Source organism: Candidatus Chloroploca mongolica (genome assembly GCF_004762035.2).
In the GTDB taxonomy this organism is placed as follows: domain Bacteria; phylum Chloroflexota; class Chloroflexia; order Chloroflexales; family Chloroflexaceae; genus Chloroploca; species Chloroploca mongolica.
In genome coordinates, this window is record NZ_SIJK02000065.1 from 1 (window position 1) to 18953 (window position 18953).

Annotated in this window: 13 protein-coding genes; all 13 read right to left on the reverse strand. The window is 62.2% G+C overall.

The window, feature by feature from the left end; translation table 11 throughout:
- Nucleotides 1–561 (reverse strand): hypothetical protein (locus tag EYB53_RS21670; RefSeq protein WP_205712722.1); only part of this gene is annotated, 561 nt, incomplete at its 3' end.
- A 216-nt stretch (nucleotides 562–777) separates the two neighbouring features.
- Complete coding sequence (locus EYB53_RS21675; RefSeq protein WP_135480985.1) at nucleotides 778–2244, reverse strand: DUF6519 domain-containing protein; 1467 nt, start codon at nucleotides 2242–2244, stop codon at nucleotides 778–780.
- 9 nt (nucleotides 2245–2253) lie between these two features.
- Nucleotides 2254–4788: a hypothetical protein gene (locus EYB53_RS21680; RefSeq protein WP_135480987.1), complete on the reverse strand. Its 2535-nt coding sequence runs from the start codon at nucleotides 4786–4788 to the stop codon at nucleotides 2254–2256.
- Nucleotides 4785–8345 carry a putative baseplate assembly protein gene (locus EYB53_RS21685; protein WP_135480989.1) on the reverse strand — a complete coding sequence of 1187 codons (3561 nt, stop codon included), beginning with the start codon at nucleotides 8343–8345 and terminating at the stop codon, nucleotides 4785–4787. Before EYB53_RS21685 ends, EYB53_RS21680 begins: the two co-directional genes overlap by 4 nt.
- Nucleotides 8342–11329, reverse strand: coding sequence for a baseplate J/gp47 family protein (locus EYB53_RS21690; protein ID WP_135480991.1), 2988 nt, complete (start codon nucleotides 11327–11329; stop codon nucleotides 8342–8344). The genes EYB53_RS21685 and EYB53_RS21690 overlap by 4 nt, the downstream gene beginning before the upstream one ends.
- On the reverse strand, nucleotides 11326–11685 hold the full coding sequence (locus EYB53_RS21695; protein WP_135480994.1) for a GPW/gp25 family protein: 360 nt from the start codon (nucleotides 11683–11685) through the stop codon (nucleotides 11326–11328). The genes EYB53_RS21690 and EYB53_RS21695 overlap by 4 nt, the downstream gene beginning before the upstream one ends.
- Nucleotides 11686–11691: 6 nt before the next feature.
- Entirely contained in the window at nucleotides 11692–12015 is a 324-nt protein-coding gene (locus tag EYB53_RS21700) for a hypothetical protein (RefSeq protein ID WP_135480996.1), read from the reverse strand.
- Between the two features lie 11 nt (nucleotides 12016–12026).
- Complete coding sequence (locus tag EYB53_RS21705) at nucleotides 12027–12584, reverse strand: phage baseplate assembly protein V (protein ID WP_135480998.1); 558 nt, start codon at nucleotides 12582–12584, stop codon at nucleotides 12027–12029.
- Nucleotides 12581–13714, reverse strand: coding sequence for a hypothetical protein (locus tag EYB53_RS21710; RefSeq protein ID WP_135481000.1), 1134 nt, complete (start codon nucleotides 13712–13714; stop codon nucleotides 12581–12583). The genes EYB53_RS21705 and EYB53_RS21710 overlap by 4 nt, the downstream gene beginning before the upstream one ends.
- Entirely contained in the window at nucleotides 13707–14078 is a 372-nt protein-coding gene (locus EYB53_RS21715; protein ID WP_254151180.1) for a hypothetical protein, read from the reverse strand. The genes EYB53_RS21710 and EYB53_RS21715 overlap by 8 nt, the downstream gene beginning before the upstream one ends.
- Nucleotides 14075–14731: a hypothetical protein gene (locus tag EYB53_RS21720; RefSeq protein ID WP_135481002.1), complete on the reverse strand. Its 657-nt coding sequence runs from the start codon at nucleotides 14729–14731 to the stop codon at nucleotides 14075–14077. The genes EYB53_RS21715 and EYB53_RS21720 overlap by 4 nt, the downstream gene beginning before the upstream one ends.
- Before the next feature lie 62 nt (nucleotides 14732–14793).
- The gene (locus tag EYB53_RS21725; protein WP_135481004.1) at nucleotides 14794–15999 is read right to left on the reverse strand and encodes a cellulase family glycosylhydrolase; all 1206 of its coding nucleotides are present in this window, start codon (nucleotides 15997–15999) and stop codon (nucleotides 14794–14796) included.
- Nucleotides 16000–16425: 426 nt separating this feature from the next.
- The coding region (locus EYB53_RS21730) for an eCIS core domain-containing protein (RefSeq protein WP_167857541.1) at nucleotides 16426–18953 on the reverse strand (2528 nt) is incomplete at its 5' end.

The window sequence follows — 18953 nt, forward strand, 5'->3', positions numbered from 1 at the left end:
GGCACCCGCACGGAAAACGGCCAAATGTTGTGTCTTGACAAATGGGTCCACCTTAGACGTTCGGGACGGTTGGATGATCGGCCCGTGGAGCTGGCCCGTCGTCATGTCCAACCGCACCTGCGCCGTGATCCCCGCCTGGCCGACGGACTTGCCATTACGCTGGCCGCCACAGCCGGGGAAGCGCTCGGCCATGCTTGGGGGCAACGCGATCGTGGTGCGGTCATGCAACCAGACCCCGGCAAAGCGCTCGATCAGGTCAACGGGTGTGGGTGCGCCGAGGATGGGCGTGGCGAGGATGGTCTGGAAGAGTCGCGCAAACAGGGTCAGCCAGGCTTGGACGCCCGACGGGGTGATGCTGACCTCGTGGTCGTGCGCCATGGTGGTCAGGGCGCGCCGCGACGCGGTTGGCTGTTCGAACCAGCCGAGCACGAGGGTGCGGACAAACGGCCCGCCATCCATCGCCCGTTCGCGTTGCACGAGGCCGAGTTCGCGGGCCAACGTCGTCGCGGTCGTCGTCAAGGTTGTGAACAGCGTTTCGGCACGCGGTGGTATGCTGGTCATGCTCCGTTTGTGTGCGGCGTCGCGGTCGCCATTGCCGTGGCGTGAGGGTGGCACCCCCTTTGAGGGGGTATCATCGCTTACGTGTATGGCACAATGGGGGGCGCGTGCTTCGGCCTTACGGGGGATGGGTTTGGGGGGACGCGCCGCAGGCTGCATGCGGCGCGTTGCTCGCGCCACGGGACGTCTTGGCGTCAAGCATCCCGTCGGCAATGTTTGTTATTGTTGAGCAATTCGTTCTACTGGGGCTTTGAACTGGCTACGATACTCGTCCGATCTAGTAATTTTGCCATCCTGGTCCAGGGTGATGAGCGCCAAGGGGGCATAGTGATGTTCAACGCCCTGGGGTGGCAGCGCCAGCGGTTCGCGTCGGACGGTAGTCGTATCTGTAGGCCACTCGACATCGCCCGTTGCAACCCGTGCCGGAATCAGCCAGTAGTCGCCGGTGCAGTAGATAGCCTTCGGCGCCTCCTGCGGTTTAAACCTGATCTGGATCCCGTAACCCACATTCAGCCACTCTCCCTCTTGTCCCTCTTGTACCAATGCTTCACCGCTTGTCTGCTTCACCTTACCCCCACTGATAAGGGTGTCCCAGCGGCGCAGGAGCGGGTGGAGCGACAGATCGTCGTCCACCTGCGGCGCACTGTCGAGCGTCACCTCGCCGGTATCTGCATCCACTCGAACGACTTTGTGCAACTCGCCGTGCATAGCGCGAAGTGCAAGGCGATCATTGATCACCTCGACCCAATCGCCCTCTGCCAGCCCGCTCCGCTCATCACGCCCCATATACGCGACAGTGATCATGGTGTCTTTGATCGACCGGATGGGGAAGACGACCGAGCCGTTCATAAAGGAGACTTTGTAGGTCGCTTCCTTGACTGGGCCAGGCTTATGAATCTCGATGCGGCAGAGCAGGTTCTCTACCCCGCGGTAGCCAGCATCTGGCGGCTGGATGCAAGGGTCCGGCGCTCCCGGCTGGATCTGCGGGTCATCAGTCCGCACCATCAGGTGACCAGTCCCAGGATGGCGCGAGACGCCGCGATCGCTGAGTAACTTGAGCCAATCCTCTCGTTTTAGTAGGATATTCTGATCTGGAATATCCTGATCTTTGATAGCAACAGTGCGCACCTGCCACACGACCTGTGTTCGCGTCGTGGTGTCCACTGCACCCAGCGCGATCTCGTGGATGCCAGGCTGGCCCGGGTCTTCGTCTAGTTGCCGGTCTTCCCACTGGCTGATATGCCGCTCCCAGACATCGAGATACACGAGGTAAGATATGTTGGGCAACAGCTTATCATGGCTCAGTTGCTCGCTATAACCGATGACAGCGCTGTTCTCGCAGAGCAACCCGTCAACATAGTAGCGCCCGGCGCCCAGGAGAAAATCGTGCTTCTTTAGCAGATCATTTAAAGCATTCTGACGGTCTTCTGATTCGTTTTTGATCAGACGATTTATGCCGTCCTCATCATCCACTTTCTGAGAAATAACCTTAAAACCCACGTTGCCCGCTGGCCCTCCATAAGGGCCGATCAGGTCTGCGGCAAGGGTTTCGACGTAGTGTAAAAGGTTAGCAACCTGCTCATTGAACTCGGCGTCGAGCAGCGGGCGGCCCTGCTGGAGCAGCACCCGCAAAAAGTGGCGATCCCGCAGGGCAGCGAAGGTGTCGCGAGAGATATCTGCATACATTGCGTACTCCTAGATAATAGAGATAATGCCGACGTCGAATCCGGCGGGCATGTATTCGTCGAGACGGGCTTGCAGGTTGTCAAGCCGCTGTAATTCATATAGATCGTGAAACACGCCCATCTCCGCCTCGTTCGCGGCACCGCGCAAGATTGCTGCGGCGTTGGCGCATGTGAGGCGGGCATAGGTGGGTGTGCCGTAGCGTTCACTCGCGAAGCGCGGGCGCACCTGCTCGGTGGCCTCACGACGGGCGACGGCCTGCTCGACGACGTTACTCAACCCCGCGACGGCCTGCGCGATCGCTAGATCCGGCTGGCAGTGGTAGCGGCGCGGCGTGCGCGATTCAGGCGGCAGGGAGCAGAAGCGTACGCAGCCATACTGGCGGCGGGCGGCGCGCACCTCGCCGGTGAAGATGCTGTCCTCTGCCAGCGCGATCGCATGAGTCAAGATCTCGCCAAAGACCGTGCTGCGGCTGATGGTCAGGGTCGCGTGGGCGAAGCCACAATCCGATGCACTGAGCGCCTCGCGGCCTGGGCCAGTCGCGTCCAGGATGCTGTCGGCGATCATGATTTCGAGCGGAGCCTGACGTACTTCGTCGCGGGAAATCAGGATGGTGCCAAGAATGCTCTGTGTGATCATGAGCTGGGTAACACTGCTCGTCCCGACCGCAGCCGCTGGTGGTGGACATCCGTCGTCGGGCAGCGGGGCATCTAGAATCCGCAGGCTGGGCTGGTCGACGCTCGCTGGTGCGCAGTCGGCATCGAGATCCCAGCCAGGTACGAGCGTGCTATCGCGGATGCTGATGGCGGCCAGGTCACCCTCAACGCGCAGGCCATAGCCGACCACGAGTATTCCGTCCAGACTGAAGCGGCTGCCAGCCTCGCCGGTGACATGCAGGTCGGCGATCGCCGACTCGACCTCAACCAGGCGGATCACCGGCCGGCAGCCGGGGGCAGCGCGAATCTCCAGGCTCTGCTGCGCCTCTAGCTCAATACTGATCGGCTCGATATACAGACCGCTGTCGGCAATCTCAATCACCGCGTGGCGTGGGCGCTCGCGACGCCACTTGCGCAGCGCCTCGTTGATCTCTTGACGACCTGCCGCCCGTGAGGTGACGGTATAGTGGCCGTAGCTGCGCGCCACCGCCTTGGGGAAGGCGGCTTCGAGTAGCAGCCGGTTGAGCCGCACCGCAGCTGATCCCGCTAATCCGACCAGGGCGCGGATCTCGAGACTCGGCAACTCCTTCTGCAGCCAGAGATCAACGTCCCACGGGCCGTTCAGCAACGCCTGGTTGATCCCCTCGCGTAGCGCCAGTTGCAACACCTCATCGGGTGCCTTCTCCCCGCCCGGCGCGTCGATGCGCCGAAGCAGGTCAGGCAGAAGCTGCTCGCGCAGCCAGCGCGTACGCGCATCGTCAGCTGCGCGGAGCACATGCAGCATAGCCGCCCCTGCTCCGAGCAGGTGTCCAACCCGTAGCAAGGCGGTAGCAAGCGTATCATCGGGCAACGGGCGGTCATATTCGCCCCCGCCGATAGCCGCGCTATAGCCGTAATGGTACGAGACCTGCGGATCTTTCGGCAAGCGGCGCCGGGGAAACACAAAGCGCCCCAAGAGCGGGTCAAGCATCACCCGGTCGCCCTGTGGTTCGCGCTGCCAGCCGGTTAAATCAGCAACGACGATCCGATCGGCGGATATCGGCTCGCTACCGTCGAACAGGCACAGGCTCTTACCAGGGCCATAGTAGGAGTTGATGTTATCGGCCAGGGCGCGGCGGCGAATGATAGTTGGTACGTTCAACTCGCCAGCGATGGTCTCGGCTGACTGCTCGGCTTGCGGATCGGTATAGAGTGGCGTGTCGTTGCCAAGTGGGCTGAATGTAAAGCAGTTCGGCTGCTGCACAAGCCGGCGCGGACGGGTGTGCGTCAGCGGAAAACTACGTAGTCGCCAGACAAAGAGGCCGACGCTCGGCAGGTTGTAGCGGCCCTGGAGCGCTGGCGCGCTCACCCGCCGTACATCGACGCTGTGGGCGCTCGTGTCGAACGGACTGTCTAGGCGCTCCAGGGCATCAATGTCGCGCAGGTTGATAGTATGACCGCGTTCGAGCTGGCTGGAGTTAAGGCTCTGGGTCTGGAGCAGCAGTTGGCCGAATTCGACGGCACGCGCAGGCCAGCCAGCGACGTCATGCGCCAGCTGCTCCAATAGGGCCAGCGTGCCCTTGCGGCGCCGGTAGGCGATGGTATTGGCGACTTCACGGCGTGGCACGAGTATCCGGTTGCCTGGCCGGGTCGGGGTGCTTGCCGGCAGGCGTAGCTCGCGTGGGACTCGAATCGGGCGATACCCGACCAAATCGCCCAGGTAAGGCACGACCCAGTCTGGGCAAACTTCGATAAACCAACTGTTGTAAAGCTGGGTAATATCATCGTCGAGCACCTGCGCCTGCTCGTTCACGATACGCAATAGCTCGCGCAGCGGGTAGCCTTGCTCGGCGTCGCGCACGCGGTAGATCGTCGGCAGCAACTCGTAAAGGCGATCGGGCGTGTAGCTCATAGCAACTCCTCCAGCAGCAGAGTGGTCTTCTCGACGGACGGGACAAGGTACATGATTTCGGCCGGGGCAAGCGCTCGGTGTGTAGGTAACGCGGCAAGCACAGCCTGCTGTGGCACCGCTTGTTGCATCACAGCGGTCATAGCCTCGCCGAGCAGAGCCGGCGTGAGGGGAAGACCGTGCTCGTCCTGCGCCGACACGGCACCGAAGGCATCGAGATCGACATAGACAACGCCAGGAACCTGCTGCATCGTGAGCAGGGCATCGGCCGCGTAGGCCGGCTGGCCCAGATCGCGCCGGGTGAAGCTAAAGGTGCTGCGCAGGGCATCCCGCACTTGCGGCTCGACCTTCTCCCACAGATAGTCGGGGTGGACGCGCACCCTGGCCTTGATCAGCAACATGCGCAGCCTACGCACGACGAGCCGTAGGGGCACGCCAGGATCGCCGGCGCGCCGCAAGGCCAGCTTCAAGTTGCGCATCAGGTCGGAGTCGCGATCGAGCGGGATATCATCGGTGCCGGCAACGGTCAGGTGGACAACCTCGCGCGTGCCATCGGAGATGCGAACGGCGTGGGCTTTGCCGATCCCGGCGAAGATACGGGCGAAGTCGGTGTAGTCCTGGACGGAGACGAGCCGGTCGAGAGCGGTCACCGTCAGTGGTGCGCTCGTGCGGATGGCCTCGGGGCCATCGCGGTTCGCGCCGCCACTGGCGGGCAGCGGGTTGATTACCGCACGTACGCCGGCGGGCCGGGTTGTGAGCAGGCTGATCTGTTCCGCGCGCACATTGCCCGGCGCGCCGATGCCAGTGCGATACACGGCCCGAATGTTTTCTACGCCGGTCGGCGGGCGCGCGCCGTGAATGCCGTCGCCGAATACCCCGCTGACGGTGCCGCTATCGGCGGTCTGGAGTAGATAGCCGCGCTCATTGGGGCCGAGGGCAGCAAGCTGCTCGACCGGGTGCCAGAGCACGTCGTTGACGCGCACCTGCAGCGTGTTCTCCGCCCCGGCGGCACTGGGTGCGGCCAGGTAGGTGAGCGGCCCCTGACGTAGGGTGAAGCGCTGAAAGGGCTTGCTGCCGTCGCCGCCGCCGAGCGACTCAGGGTGGCTTTCGCCATGGGTGGCACGCACCACATTCGCGCTGATCGTTACACTCGCCCGGCGGTAGCGGTAGCTGAGCGGGTTGGCAAAGAGCAGCGTTGTGTGGCGTGTGTCGCCGCCCAGCTTGAGCGGCGCGGTGTCGCTCGGATCGCCCACAGAAGCCCGCAGTGACTGATCGGGCGCGTCCTGCGCGTCGTGGCGAACGGCGGCCAGCATCACGAGCTCGGCGGCATGAACCCCGGCGGTGCCGGGCGTGTCGGCACGTTCGCCGCTGACGATCAGCCAGCGACCCGGCGTGAGGTCAGCGTAGAAGTCGTCCAGCTCAACCTCGCCGCCTGCCAGCTCGCTGGTGATCGGCTCATCGGCCAGCTCCAACGCCTCGCCCTGGGCATAGACGCTCGTACTGCGGATATCGCCCAGGGACGTATCGCTATCGTCGAGCCAGGGCGCGCTCAGCGTGAGCTGTGTTACCTTCGCCGGGAAGCCATAGGCGGTGCGCCCGACGGTCTCGGCTTTGATTGCCCGGACGATAAGCGGCGTAGTTACCCGGTTTTCACTAAGTGAAATCTTATTCGAGCGCTCGATCACCACCCAACTCTCTTGCGTAATCTGGTCGTAGGGCGCATCGAGGGGGAGCAAGGCTTGATTCGTAGATGGCACTTTGGGGATTTCACCTATAATTTCAATAGTATCTTCAGCCTCGTCGATGCCCCATTCCCGGCGTTTGACCATTTGCCTGTCTTTGCCTCTGCGTTCGCGGTCGTCTTCGATTTCGTCTTCGCCTTCGGTGGTGAACGACATAAACGGTACATTATTGCCGTGCGGCGCAGCCTTGACCCGCATGGCATAGGCCGCTTTCAGTAGGGGTGGCGGAGTGGCGGCAGCGGCGGCCAGGGCGGGGGCCAGCGTGTCGCTCAGGGCCGGATTGTCGGCGGCCAATACGCCGAGCAGCGCGTCGGAGCGTCCGTCGAAGATCCTACTAGTGTCAGACGTGAGCGCCTGGGCGCTGCGCGGCGGGCGTGAGGGCGGCTGCACCAGGCGCGTGAGCAACTCCTTAATCGTAGCGGCTGCGGGCGGGTCGGGGGCGCGCCTGAGGTGAACGAGGATCGCGCGCAACGCATCGAAAAGCTCTTTACTCGACCCTTCTTGTTGCGATTCCTCATGAGTATCTATGGGTTGGTCAGGAATAGCGATGCTCATATGCCGTAGTAGCTGAAGCACGATATTTGCAGCCTGCCTGAGCCTAGCGAGAGGAATTTTCTCTTCACCTTCACCTACAACCTGACTCAGGAACGCTTCCAGCAGGTCGCGCAGTGATAAGGTTTTCGCTTGCAAATGAGTAGAAACAGAGTTTTGCAAAATGTCTCCGATCACTTTTAAAATGTCTCTAATTATTAGTAAAACACCTTCGATCATTTGTGAAACATCATCCATTTGTGAAACATCTTTGATCATGTATGAAACATCATCCAAGGTATCAAAGGGTTTGGGCTCCAGCTCGGTGATTGCTTTCTCAAGGCCGTCGATGATCTCTTCCATCCGGTGCCGTGGTATGACCAGGCTGTCGAGCAACTCGTTCAGGAGTGTATGCGGGCGTATCTCGAGCTCCTGGGAAAGCACTGTGCGTAATGCTTCCAGCATTTGCGGGCCTAGCTTGTTCTGAAGGTCGATTTTTCTCCAGTAGACCAGAAACTGCTGCAGGGCATACTCCACCGTGAGTAGCTGCAAGGTTACTTTGGTACGATTCTCGGCGGGCAGCGACTCGACGGCCTGCACCTTGCGCGGCACCTGCTGGCCCGGCTCGTCGCCGAAGACGAGCAGGAGCATGTCGCCGGGCCGGAGATTGGCGCTGATGCCTTTAAAGAAGATCGTGTCGATCAGCCGCGCGTCGTAGAGCGAGCTCGGGCCATACTGGTCGAGGATGATGAAGGCCGGGCGACTGGTGCGCGGCTTGAGGGCACTCCAGGCGGCGCGGGCCGTCAGCGGTTCGGCGGTCTCGAAGCTCTGGGGCTGCTCACCCGGCCCCGGCACACTTTGGGCGCGGGCGCCGGCCCCGATCTGCACATCGCCAGTTGCGGTAGCCTCGACGGTGTAGGCCAGGAAGACGCTCGCCGCAACACCGGGGCGTGGCGCGTAGCCGATCAGCCGCGCCAGTTCCACCAGCGAGCGCCGCTCGGTAGCGGTGCGCAGGTAACCTTCGTTGATAATCCGCTCGTTGTAGAAGCTGAGGATATCGGCGACGTAGGCCCAGGCGTCAAGCAGGGCCATGGCCGGATCGTCAGTGGCGCGGGTGCGCAGACCGCGCAGCGCCGGGTGATCAGCTGAGGATAGGCGCGCCCGCATTGTCGCCAAAAAGCTGGCATGCGTGCCAACTCTGTAGGCCAGCGCAGGTAGTCCGGCCCGGTTTACGGTCGGCTCGGGGGGTCGCAAGCCCTCGTCATCGTAGTAATAGCTATCGCTCATCGTCCACCTCTCATCGTGAGCTTCAGTACGCCATTCTCCGGCCGGATCGGGTCATTATCGAGGCGGGCGACTTCGTCTGGCCTAAGTGCCAGCAGCCCCTCGCGCAGCGCCACATCCGTGCCATCGTAGCGCCGCCGGAGGCGCGTCACGGTCACGTACGCTACTCCCTGCACCACCTGCACGGCGGCAACCAGCGCACTGAGCGCTATGCCTTCGCCGAAGGTGAGGCGGTCAGGATGGAAGAACCCGCGCCGCCCATCCGCCAGGTCACGGGCGCTTAGGGCTGCCAGCAGCGCCGCCCGCACGTGGCCGCGCAGATAGTCCGGCTTAACGCAAACCTCCAGCTCGATGTCGAGCGGCACATAGCGCGCCGGAGCGACGATCAGGTCATGGCCGATGCGCCGGTAGGGCTCTAGGGCGACGCGCACCTGCTCCAGTAGCGCCGGGGGGATGCTGTTGCTGCCGCGCGCGTCGAGCAGCAGCAGGATCTCGTCGCGCATGCCGCTCCAACGCAGACGAGCCACCGCGCGCTGCACCTGGCGTGGGAACAGGCGCATCGCCAGCGTCGCGTAGTCTTCCGGAATGATGGCCCGGCGCAGTTCGCTGCGGAAGCTACCCGGAGCCATCAGCTTGACCGCTGTAAGCGACTCGGGCGGCGTGCCACCTTCGGCGGAAAAGGGCTGGTGTGGGATGATCGTCGCGCCATTGCGCTCGCCGCGGGACACCAGATGCGTGATCGAGGATGCGCCTACATTGCCTGCCACCGCATCACCAATGCGCCAGTGGGCAAGGAACTCCGACCCGGCGACCAGGCCCATGCCCAGATCTCCGTCGCCAAAGCGCAGATTGGCCCGTCGCTCGTCATCCATCTCGACCACGAAGTGCGCATCGCGCGGGCCGCTCGACAGCAGATCGTAGCGTGGCGACCAGCGCCGGTAAGGGCGTTTCGCCTGCGGGTGCTGCGGGTCGGGCCGGTTGAGCAAGCCGGGGGCACGCTCGCGGGGCGCGGCCGGGCTGTAGAGCGCGATCTGGGGCAGCGCCCGCCGCGGCTCTTGGCGCAGGGTTGCGCTGGCTGGCTGCCCAGGGGCGAGCGGCTCGCGAAAGACCAGCGGGCCAGCGGGTATGCGCGGTGCGAACACGCCTGGCACGATGTAGGTCGCGGCGAGCTGTTCTGCCCCCGCGCACACTGCGGCCGTCTCGGCAACCGGAACCTGCCCGATGCTGTCAGCGTAGAGCGTGCGCCGCCCGTCGCGCAGTTCGACGGCGGCCATAGGCGTGCGCCCATGGTCAACCAGGACAACATTGCCATGGGCGACGCTCACCGCTTCCAGTTGGCGGCATTCTGGGGCGGGGCCAAGCGTGGAGAGGCAGAGCGTGAAGGGCAGCGCATCCTCAGCGGCCCAGGCAATCGCGACAATCGGCTGGTCGTTGAGCGGATCAAGCCCCGGTTCGACATGGGTAATCCGGACAGCGTGGCGATGCGCGGGGTCGGCGTCGGCGGGGTCGCCGGTGCGCGGGCCGATGAGCTCGGCGAAGATCAGCACATCGCCGGGGCGCAGGTGACGCAGCGCCCGCTGCGTGCGTGCGTCACCTGCGCCCCACGCGTCGCGAAGGGTCGCGGCGGTCGCGCCGCGGGCCAGGAAGCACTCGCTGTTGCCCCAGGTGTAGAAATCGATGCGGTTATGGGCTTCGTAGAGCTCGATCCGGCCATACTGGCGCAGCGCCTCGGGCATGGCGGTTGCCAGCAATCGGCGGTTGGCGTGGCGGCACTCGTGTGTGCGCAGGCGCAGACCCAGGCTTAGTTCCAGTTCGACACTCAGCGCGACTCCAGCGAAGCGCCGCTCATCGTAGAGGCCGTCATCGCTCAGGATGCGGTTAAGATCGCCCAGCAGGGCTGTCTCAAGCAGCGCCGAGAGCGCGGCGGTTTCCGAGTGCTGCACGAGCAGCGCTCGCGTCTCGACGCTAATTTGGCGGAAGAGATAGCGAGCGAGTGGATCTTCTTGCTGCTGAATGCGCCGCGCCAGCGCCGTAGGATCGCGCAGATCGCCGGAGGCGAACGTGCCTGATTCATGCTCGAGCACGATCTCGAAGACCTCGTAGGAGCTCGCTGACACACCCCGCAGGTCGTCTGCTTGGAGGGACGCCCCCGCTTCCGGCTCGCCGGCGTAGCCGGTGATAAAAAAGACCTCGTCAGCATCGAGCTGTGTGTCGGCGCTCGTCTCTAGCCAAAGCCAGGCACGGGCGTTGCAGCCCTCGTGCAGTTGGTAATCGACCAGGCGGGCGTGCCGACGCACGGAGATCCGCCGACGCGCCGTCTCAAGATAGGCCTCGGTCGCGACAGCGTCCTGGTAGTAGCTCAGCTCGTCGCCCACGTAAGCCAGCAGTTCCACCAGGGCAATGCCGATATCGGGAGTATGGCGCTCGCGCCAGTCGGGCATCAGCAGCGCCAGGCGATCGAGGATGATGCGGCGAAAACTGGCATAGTCTTTGGCCAGGTAGTTCATCTCGGGCTGCGGGCGCGGCGGGTGCAGGCCGGGCGGCGGGGCGGCGCAGTCAAGTTCGCTCGGGCAAGTCGCCGCAAAGCTGAAGCTCAGCCGGTCGTAGCGCGGGTCGAAGCCCGGCAGGGGCGCACTGGTGGGGCGGCCGTGTGCATCAAGGTCGACCAGGCGCAGCGTATAGGGCGAGAGATCGCCAACCCGGTCAAGGTAGACAATCGCGCAATCGTCGCGGTCACGCTCGGGCTGGCGGTAGATATCCACCTCGGTGGCGTGCAGATCGCGCCCGCGAAGGCCGCCGGTGATCACCACGTTTGCCAGCTCGAACTCCGGTGCCTTATCGAGGAAGAAGATCATCAGCGCCGTAGCGGTCGAGCCATCGGGCAGGGCAAAGGTCTCGATCTCCAGGTAATCGAGGCCATTAAGCGGGCTGGCCCGCACTGCGGCGCGGCGGCGTTCGTCATAGCAGGTCAAGCCGGTGTCGCTCATGGAATGCTCCGCTCGAAGCTAGCGGCGCGCTGCTCATCGCTGCGCCGCACGACATACTGCACCAGTACGCGCAAGGTAGAGTCCTCGCTGCTCACCTCCAAGGCCTGGAGTGTGATCACGTCGCCCAGCTCACGCTGGAGTGCGGCCTGCATCGTGAACTGCACGGTGGCCGCCAACTCGGGGCTATTGGGCGCGAAGAGCAGCTGAAACAGCCCGCTGCCGAACTCAGGCCGGTTGACCCGCTCGCCGGGGTTGGTAAAGATCAGTTGCTCGATCATGTCGCGGATATGGTCGTCGTCATCGGTGACGGCGCTACGCCCGCGGTGGTCAAAGTGGAAAGGAAAGTCGATATTCATAGGGCCTCACATTGCGGTAACCCGCCCCTGGACCATCAGCACAACCATCGGCGTGCCGGTCGGCGCACAGACCGAGGGCGAGGGAGCGACTAAGAGCGGCATGCCCATTGCTTTGACCCGCAGCGAAGGGGCCAGCCAGCTACCGCTGATGCAAGGGCCGTTGGCGGCAGGCGGCGGCGGCAGGATGCAGCCGGCGATCACGCAGGGCGCGGAATGCACTGCCACCGGCTGTGTGCTTACCCGTACGCGCGGAACCGTCACGCTCGGGGTGGCATGGCCGTTATGAATACAGCGCACCTGCGCACCCAGATGCAGTACGAAACTTGGCATGGCAACCTCCTCTATGTGATCGTTAACGCGCCCATGTTGATGTTGACTGTGGGGCCAACCAGCATGATCGTCGCGCCCTTCCCGTTGGAGATGTAGATCCCCGAGTCGTTGACGACGATCATGGCCTTGCTGGTACTGCTCAGGATGATCCCGCCGCTGAATGGCGAGGGCGGGTTATCGCTGACCTGGATAGTATTCTGGAGCGGTGTCTGCATGGTAATACCGGGCACAGGCGGCTGCACTACCTGCGACATCAGCGGCACCTCGAGCCTCGAACCCCAGAAGCAGCCGGTCCAGATCGGGTAGTCAGGGTCGCCGTGCTCGAACTCCACCCAGACCTTGGTACCGGGCGGCGGGACGGTGACGACGCCCATCTGTGGTCCGGCCACCGGCAGGCATGGCATGGCCCAACTCGATAAGACGCTAAGCACGCCGGGTACGTTGACCTGAATGCGCCCGATGCCGAGCGGGTCAATGTTGTTGACAACCACTCCACGATACTTGCCCAGGTACTGCTTTGGCGGCGGCACATTTAGGACATCTTCGAGCAGGCTCTTGACAATACTCATGTAGGTATGCTCCTCGCGATAGAGATCAGGCCGTTCCGCTTGAGCGTGAAATTCTGCTTGTACTCGCCGCGCTTAATCGAGTGGGTGACCGCATCCACGTAGTAGAGGCCATCGAAGGCCTCGCCGACGCCGCGCAGGCCGACCAGGCGGCGTGGCTTGAGCACCTGCCCGTAGCGCAGCACGTCGAGCGTTCCGGTGGCCGTTGTAGCCTGGGAGCTGTTCGACGCTTGAGCCAATCCAAGCAGGCTAGCCTCAATAAAGGATTTATGGGCCGTGTTGGGGTCAATTGGAAAGTCTTTTGGCAGTGGCGGCACCATGGCCAGGGGCGGGCTAAGCGGGTTGACCGCCGGGATGGGGATGGGGATGGGGACACCCGTGAGCTGGTTCTGAATAAGGATGATCGGCATCTTTTGCATACTGGCGTCGAAGCTGCAACTGATCGACTCGACATTGGTCTCGGCGTCCATATCCACACTCAGCGCCGGCTGCGGCGGACTGAGGCGGATCATCGGCCCCCAGTAGGCGACGCTGGTGCCGACAACTGGCCCCGGCTCGATCAAGAACACGTAGCCGACCACCCCGGCGAGCAGCCGAAGATACGCCAAGTCCGTACCAATATGCGAGGGGATGCGCTCGGTCGGCAGCGGGATGTTGATCATCACGCTCGGGATGACCAGCGGGACAACGCCCAGCATGGCGTACTTGAGCAAGATTAGCGCGACCCGCATCTCGGGCGAACAGACTGGGTAGAGGATCAGACCACTAAAATCGACACTGTCCATCACATGGCTGAGGTCTTCGCCGATTACGCTGAGCGTGGTGCCGCCGCCGCCAGTATCGGGCGCAATCTGGGTCTTTGTGACCACACCGTCGATCAGCACCTCGACTGCGCCGTTGACCACCACCGCGACGACAACGCGGATGAGGGCCGGCACGCCGCCGCCGGAGAGCAGAAACAGCGTCTGCACCAGTGAGGCGCGGTTGCTGAGCGTGAACTTTAGCTCGAAGGCGGCTGGCCCGGTGCTGGACGTAGTGACCTGTACGTCGGTGAGCGCCTCGATCACTTCCTGCGAGACCTGCAGTGGCACGGCGGGGCCGACGTAGAGCGCGAGGTTGATACTTTTAAGCATTGTCGCCCCCCGGCATGCCCTCGGGCAACGTGATGCGCAGCCGCCGCCCGATCTCGGCCATAAGATCGGACGGGCGCAAGGCGCGGTTGGCGTCGCAAACGCGCCAGAAGCCTTCGGCGTCGCCCAGTTCCTGGGCCGCGATCTGGTCGAGCCGCTCGCCCTGGACCACCAGATGCTCGCCCAGCAGCCCTAGGCGCTCGGGCGCGGGCACAAAGCGGCGGCGCAGGTACACTACCGGGCGTCCGTCGTCTTGCACCAGCGTGGCCGTGGCGATGCCGGCGTAGCGGCTGTTGGGCGGAAACATGCTGGCACCCAGGGCGGGCGGCGCCAGCAACGCCTGGAGTCGGTCGAGCTGCTCGCTCATGAGATACCTCCGATACCCAGCGGGCCGAAGTCGGTGCCAGCCCTGAGCTGAGACAGAGCCTCCTTCTGCCGCTGATAGGCCATATAGAGCCCGCCACCGCGATGGTTGAAGCCGAGGTCGCTGACGCTGAGCACACGCATGCCCAGGCTGAGCTTGGCGCGCAGCGGGTTGAGCCGTGGGTCGAAGGCCTCCTCGGTAATGCTGAGGTCGGTCAGGCGCACCGGCACGACGCGCTGCTGACTCCAGATGAAAAGGGTCAGCGGCATCTCGACCGGCGCGATCTCGAGTCGGCCCTGCCCCGCCAACTCCGCGTTGCTCTGGAGTTGAGCACTGGGCGGGTAGACGATCGTCTCCAGCGCGGCGATCTGCGGCGCGATGCCGAAGCGGCCGACGATGCCGTCGCCCAGCTCCATCTGGTCGACCGCGTCGATCTCGGCCTCCAGCTTATAGGTCTCGACCGGCGGCCCCTTCAAGCGCAGCGCCTGCGAGCGATCGCCGCCGCCCTCGCCGCCGACAGCCTGGGGTGCCAGCGTGCGGCTGAGCGTGTCGGGGTTGTACTGCAGCGCGATTACGCGCAGCACCGTGTTGCTGGCGACATCCAGCAGCGCGATGCCGCCGTGGATCAGGCGCGGGGAGCGGGGAAAGGTGGTCATGGGGTACAGCTTTCGGTTATAACCGACATGGGCATTGCTCGCTTATCTTTGCATCAAACCTCTCAAATCGAGGCGGGCGTAACCGACGTCTGCTGAATGCCGAAAGGGCTGGAGATAGCGACTTCGTGCGCCCAGCCCGGCTTGAGGTTCGCGAACAAGCGGTCGTGCGTCATATCCATAATGGCGCACAGCGGATCGTTGAAGCCGTTGCCTGGACCCCACTCCCAGGCGTACCAGCCGAGCTCATGCTCATGACAGGCGGCCAGGATCGTGCGGTAGTCGATTTCACCTGCTGGGCCGCAGATGCTGGCGTTCGGATTACCGCAGGGGTAGCCACCGTACTGCGAGAATTCCCCAACAATGAGCGGGTAGCCGAGGTTCACGGCCTGCTGCAGATTGGAGCGGATGAACGACGCATCGGCACCGCACGCCAGCGACCAGTACAGATGCACGGAAAAGATGAGGTTTCCCTCGGGGTCGGCCGCCCGCAGCGTTGCCGCCGTGCTGTTCAGCATCTCCAGATTCTTGCCCCAGTCGGAGGCATCGATCACCAGGGGCGTGCGTATGCCGGCCGCCCGCATGCGCTGTATGGAGTCGCTGTACCCGGCGATAAAGTCGGCCTGCGAGACCTTTGCGTCGCCCACCTCGTTCCCAATGTTGACGAGCAGGTAGGTCTGATGCTGCTTAATGATCTTCACCACTTCTGGTTGGGTCCAGTAGCTGACCAGATCGTCGAGGCGACCCCAGGTGCCAGTGCCGTCGTGGAGCTCAATCATCGGGATCAGACGGTTGGCCTTCGCGTTCTTGATCAGGGCGTCAAGCGTTGCTGTCGCGGTGGCCGGGCCGCCCGGCTGCAAGTTTGTGGTGATCGCCCAGACGATGCGCACCGTGTTCGCGCCTGTCTGCTTGATCTGCGGGAACGAGACCAGGCCAACCGGGTCGTCGTTATCCCACACAGACATCTTGTTAACCCCGCGCAGGATGACTCTGGCGCCGCGCCGGTCGTACAGATCGCGTCCGAGCACGAAGAATCCCCTCGTCTGCGCGACCGCGTGTCCAAGCAGGCTGCCCCAGGTGAGCGACTCTACGACCCCATTGGTAGACAGGCCATTGTTGGCCTGAAACTCTTGCACGCGGGCCTGCGTCTTCGCGCCGAACTTGCCGTCCACGTCGAGCGGAGGCAGCGCCGACGGCGGGCGCGCATTGAGCCGCTCTTGCAGGAATCTGACGTCGTCACCAGACGAGCGGAGGCGGATGGTTCTGGGCATGGTGTAGTATCCTTAATGGTCTAATTCTTTTACAACCACGTACTTCACGTGGCCCGCAATAGCGCCTGAACGGCCGGATGGTAGCTTAGCGCGATGTGCCACGTCCTGCGAACAGTTGCCCCTGCCCCACCGCCGGCCTGGGCCTTCAGCGCGATCCTCCGGCCAACCGCGCCGCTCTGCGAGTCGATCAGGGCGACGCCGCCGTAGATGAGGCGGGGGAGGGAGGGAGGAGGTGGTCATGGGTTATGTTCTATCCTTTAATAGGGTCTTTAGAATTCATTCCGGTTTATTTTTTGTGGCTTTCTGACGCCGTACTTCCTCTGTTGAGGACATAGGTTTATGGTCTTATCCTTACATTTTTCCTGCAATAGTCGTTGCTCTCAAAGGGTCTTTTGTTAAGCCGGAATAAAATTTCCCCCTTAGTTCTCATGGTGTCCCGCTCCCTCCAAAGGGTGCACTAACCGTGAAGCCGGGTCGGTTCTGAGTAACCGGCGTCCCAGGCACCACCACATCGTTAAACTCTATCCTGATGGTCTTGCTGATCCGCCCGTCATCAAGTCGGATCTGGAACTCGTACTTGACTTCTTTGAGCGCCTTACCGTTGAGCACGGTTCTAGGGTAGCTCTGGTTGGACGCACGGTACCAGACATAGCCACCACTAGCTCTTGCCTCCTTTTCGAGCATCGCTAGGGTCTTCTCGAAAGTGAGTTGCACACCGCGGTTGAAGTTTTTCGGAGCATAAAGGGTTCCCGCTGCTGCCTCGTCGCCAAGGATACGTCCAACAAGGTGAGCCCGATCCGCGTTGGGTAAGGTCGGGCCGAGCAGAGCCTCCAGCCCCGCACGTTGGGGCAGAGTGGGTTTCAGCCGGCCCTCAATGACCGTTTGCGACACGCCGGTCGCTTTGTCATAAGTGCGGTCAATACTGGTAATTCCGCCACTGCCTGCCGTTTCAGGTCGAGCTCCAGGGCTTACTCGTGGCTTTTTAATTCCGCCAGGTTTGCTCGAAGAAGTACCGGAGGTATGTGAATGTTGGTTGACAGGTTTCAATTTATTAGTCGCCGACGAAGCTGCCTCTGTGGGATTTTCAGTCACCAACGCCGCATTCGATGGGACTGATTTATCAGGCGGTGTATTATCTGGCTGTTTATGAGCGGCACTCATGACAATTGGAGCTGTCAAAGCAGTAGCGGATGCTGCTGCCGCGGCGTGAACAAGTACTGAACTATTTGCAGTCGCCACAGCAAGATCGCCAGTAGCTGAAACCACTACTGACATTTTTCCAGCCAAGTTTGGCACCTGGCCAACTTTGGAGGCAGCTAATCCAAAAGAAGCAATGAAAGCGATTATTTGTCCCGTAAGTTCACCAATCATTAAACTACCGCGATCAATTGGAGCTTTTTCGAATCTATCAAGCCAGTCACGTACCATAGTCTTGAGACCATCAGGAATATTGCGGGCTGCAGCGATAATTTCTTTATTGTATTGGTCAAACTTTTGGCCATTATCAAAAAAACCGAGAATTAGATAGCTTACCCATTTCGCGATGCCCCAAACTAAATGCACCAATCCCTCGACTAAATCGAAGATACCTTCGCCGAATCCGACAATGATTCCAACGATAGCCAGAAGAAGGGTTATCAGTACGCCGAAGATCTCTTCCCAAATGTCGAGAATTGTGACCAAGGCAGGTTGTGCTGAAGCAGGCAGCCTATTTGTCTGATTCCGGAGTGCATCAAAAGTTGTTTTCTGAAATGCTCGCAGACTACTGATTAGTTTCTTGTAGGCAGCCTCTTTTGCTGTAGAGTATTTGCGAGCCAGCCATTCCTTTGCGGCACCAGCTAACTCCTCCGGACCGCTTGGCTCACGCTGAATAGGGCCGGAAGATCTCGCTGTAAGAACTTGCTCAATGGCCTTACCTTGAGCTACAACTTTGCTGACGCCTTCCGCTTCCTGTTCCGCCGCATCGCCCGGTTCGTTGATGGTACGCTTGGAGGTAAAATCTCCGCCTTCGGCACCCTGCTGCACCACATGCGCCAGTTCGTGCGCCATGAGCCGCTGCCCCGCGCTGCTCTGCGGCGTGTAGCGCCCCGCGCCGAAGGCGATGTGGTTGCCTACGGTGTAGGCGTTGGCCTGCACTGCCCGCGCCGACTCCGCCGCCTGCGCGTCGGTATGCACGCGCACGTCGCCGAAGTCGCGGCCGAAGCGTGGCTCCATGTAGGCGCGGGTGGCGGCGTCGAGCGGCTGCCCCGGCGAGCGCAGCACGTCGTGGACGATCGGCGGGGCGATGCTGAGGTCGCCGCTGCCAGTGGCAGAGCGCTGGAGCGCAGCTTCATCACGGCGGGGCGTGAGTCCTCGGATGCCGAGGATGTTGCCCGATTGCGCCGCTCGATTGCGGAGGTAGTTGTTGAGCTGTTGCTGATTGGCAGCGCGTTCATCTGGGGTCTTCATGCCCTCCCGAAACCGCTCCTGATCGGCAGCAATCCGCCCTGTTTCCGCCCGATAACGCTCAGCGTCGGGTGTTCCCGAATTCTTATCGGTTTTTGGTTCGTAAATAAACGTAATGCTTGCCTCGGTAGGGGACCTGAGAGAGCCTTTGTACGTTAGCCTCACTTTTAGGCCAGGGGCAATTTGAGGCAGCGGAATTGCAAGTCTTTTCACCGGCAATTCTTCGTTTCGCAGCGCCATAGCAGCAAGAGTGCCTGCCGCTATAGTAGAAGAAACAATCATGCTCGGTAGGGTTGCAATAAATTCCTTGCCCAGTTCTTCCGCTTTACTAGTAAGCTCTTTTCCAAGTGATGTCGCCAAAAAGGCGTCAGCGAATTTTTCGCCTGCTTTGCCGAGACGGTCTTCATTGGTCTCTTGAGTTGCTGCTGGCTGCTGTACATCTGTCGTTACCGCCGGCTGCTGTACATCTGTCGTTACCGCCGGCTGCTGTACATCTGTCGTTACCGCCG